Origin of the sequence: Bacillus cereus group sp. MYBK139-1 (genome assembly GCF_051916915.1) — a bacterium.
GTDB lineage: Bacteria > Bacillota > Bacilli > Bacillales > Bacillaceae_G > Bacillus_A > Bacillus_A pacificus.
In genome coordinates this window covers 1-2440 of record NZ_JBQAHO010000018.1, presented here as the reverse complement: position 1 = coordinate 2440, position 2440 = coordinate 1, and the positions used below count along the sequence as shown (strand labels likewise).

Genomic DNA, 2440 nt, shown 5'->3' with positions numbered 1-2440 from the left:
CGGAAGTTAAGCTCTCTAGCGCCGATGGTAGTTGGGACCTTGTCCCTGTGAGAGTAGGACGTCGCCAAGCAACTGTAAGACGAGTCAGAATGACTCGTCTTTTTTGTGTTTCTAACTTCTGATCAGTCTCAAGTTATTCTGTTATATTCAATTTCGATATGTAGTTTAAGATTTTTTTATTTTTGTGGAAGTAATCTATCGGTATGTTAAAATAGTACAGTTGTTTTTTGAAGTACTTTAATATAGGAAGATTTAATTTTTTAAAAGGAGATAACATGAAAAAGATAGGTATAATTACTATAGTAGCCTTAGTCCTTCTAGCGATTGTGTATATGTTAGTCGGGAATTATTTTTATAATTATGCGTTGAATGCGAAACAAGAGAAAGAGTTTTTAGAGGATAATCCTCACTTAGTAGAAACCGTGAATGCATCAGGAGATGTGTTCGCTACAAATGAAGAAAAGGATGCGAACTTTGTATCAAATCATAAACCTAATACACTACACATAAATTCTTTCGATAAGTTAAAATTAACGGGTTATGAATATATGAATGAACAATCTAGTCATAAATGGGCAATTGTAGTTCATGGATATGATAGTAGGGCATCAAAAATGACGAAATATATCCGGAATTTTTATGAACAAGGATATAACGTTATAGCGCCAGATCTTCGTGGGCATGGAAATAGTGAAGGTGATTATATAGGGATGGGCTGGCACGATCGTAAAGATATTTTGATTTGGATCCAACAAATTGTAAAGAAAGACCCCAATGCTGAAATAGCACTATTTGGTGTTTCAATGGGAGGAGCAACTGTAATGATGACTTCGGGTGAGGATTTACCTTCTAACGTTAAAGTTATTATTGAAGATTGTGGGTACTCAACTGTTGTTGGTGAATTTACTTATCAACTAAAAGATCTATTCCATTTACCGAAGTTTCCTGTTATGAATGCGGCCAATACAGTTACAAAATTAAGAGCTGGATATGATTTAGAAGAAGCTTCAGCTGTAAAACAAGTTGCGAAAAGTAAAACACCGATGCTATTCATTCATGGGGATGCGGATACATTCGTTCCTTTTGAAATGTTAGATGAAGTATATAATGCTGCAAAAGTAGAAAAAGAGAAATTAATTGTTCCAGGTGCTGGACATGGAGAAGCTGAGAAGATAGATTCAAATACGTATTGGAATACCGTATGGAGGTTCGTGGGAAGATATATTCAAGCATAATTAGATTTATATATGCGATAATCAGAAGGTAATACTTTTGATTATCGTTTTTCTATTTATAGATTTATTTTAGGTTGTAGTATATAAGGCTTGAAGCATAAATTTTTGAATTCCTTAGTGCCAGTGCTACAATGATTGAAAACTACATGTTAATGAGGTGTTTCTATGAAAATTGAAGTATGGTCAGATTTTGTATGCCCGTTTTGCTACATTGGGAAACGTAGATTAGAAGTAGCTTTAGAGCAATTTCCTCATAAGAAGGATGTTGAAGTTGAGTTTAAAAGTTTTGAATTAGACCAAAATGCTCCAATCTATTCTGGAACAAGTATTAATGAAGTACTTGCATCAAAGTATGGGATTAGCATTGAAGAAGCGAAACGTAATAACGTGCAGCTAGGTAATCATGCAGCTAGTATGGGTTTAAGTTTTAATTTTGATGAGATGAAGCCGACGAACACTTTTGATGCGCATCGTCTTGCGAAATTTGCAAAGGATCAAGGGAAAGAAAAAGAGATTACGGAAAATCTACTTTTTGCATATTTCACTGAATCGAAAAATTTAAGTGATGTGGATACGCTTGCTACTATCGCTGAAGCTTCAGGTTTAGATAAACAAGAAGCTTTACGTGTCATTCATGATAAAAGTGCATATGCAAATGATGTTAGAGTTGATGAAGCGATCGCTCAGCAATATCAAATTTCAGGAGTGCCTTATTTTATTATTAATCAAAAGTATGCTATTTCAGGTGCACAACCACTTGAAACTTTTGTTGGTGCACTTCAGCAAGTGTGGGAAGAAGAGAACCCTGCACCTAAGTTACAAGAGCTTTCTTCTGAAGGCGGAAATGATATGTTTTGTACGGATGAAAGTTGTTCAGTACCTTCAAAAGAACAATAGTTTTTATGATGGAATAGCAACCCATAGATTATTTTATGGGTTGCTTATATATTCTTATAGAAGAGATTTATAAAAAATGAAGTTTTTTATAAAAATATATTGACGGTTTTAGGTTAGAAGTGTATTATAGAACAAGTCGCCGATGACAAAAACGTCGAAAGCGACAAATAAAATGAAAAACTTAGTTGACATTAACTAACGAAGATGTTAACATAAGGAAGTCGCAAATGAGCGACCAAGTAGTTCTTTGAAAACTGAACGAAACAAACAACGTGAAACGTCAATTTTTATTTTATGATGCTAGACAA

Annotated in this window: 2 protein-coding genes; both read left to right on the top strand. The window is 34.2% G+C overall.

What is annotated here, in order from left to right:
* The first annotated feature begins 275 nt into the window (after positions 1-275).
* Entirely contained in the window at positions 276-1235 is a 960-nt protein-coding gene (locus ACTFRS_RS28390) for an alpha/beta hydrolase (protein WP_440025881.1), read from the top strand.
* A gap of 165 nt (positions 1236-1400) precedes the next feature.
* On the top strand, positions 1401-2132 hold the full coding sequence (locus ACTFRS_RS28385) for a DsbA family oxidoreductase (protein WP_318161272.1): 732 nt from the start codon (positions 1401-1403) through the stop codon (positions 2130-2132).
* Positions 2133-2440: the final 308 nt, after the last annotated feature.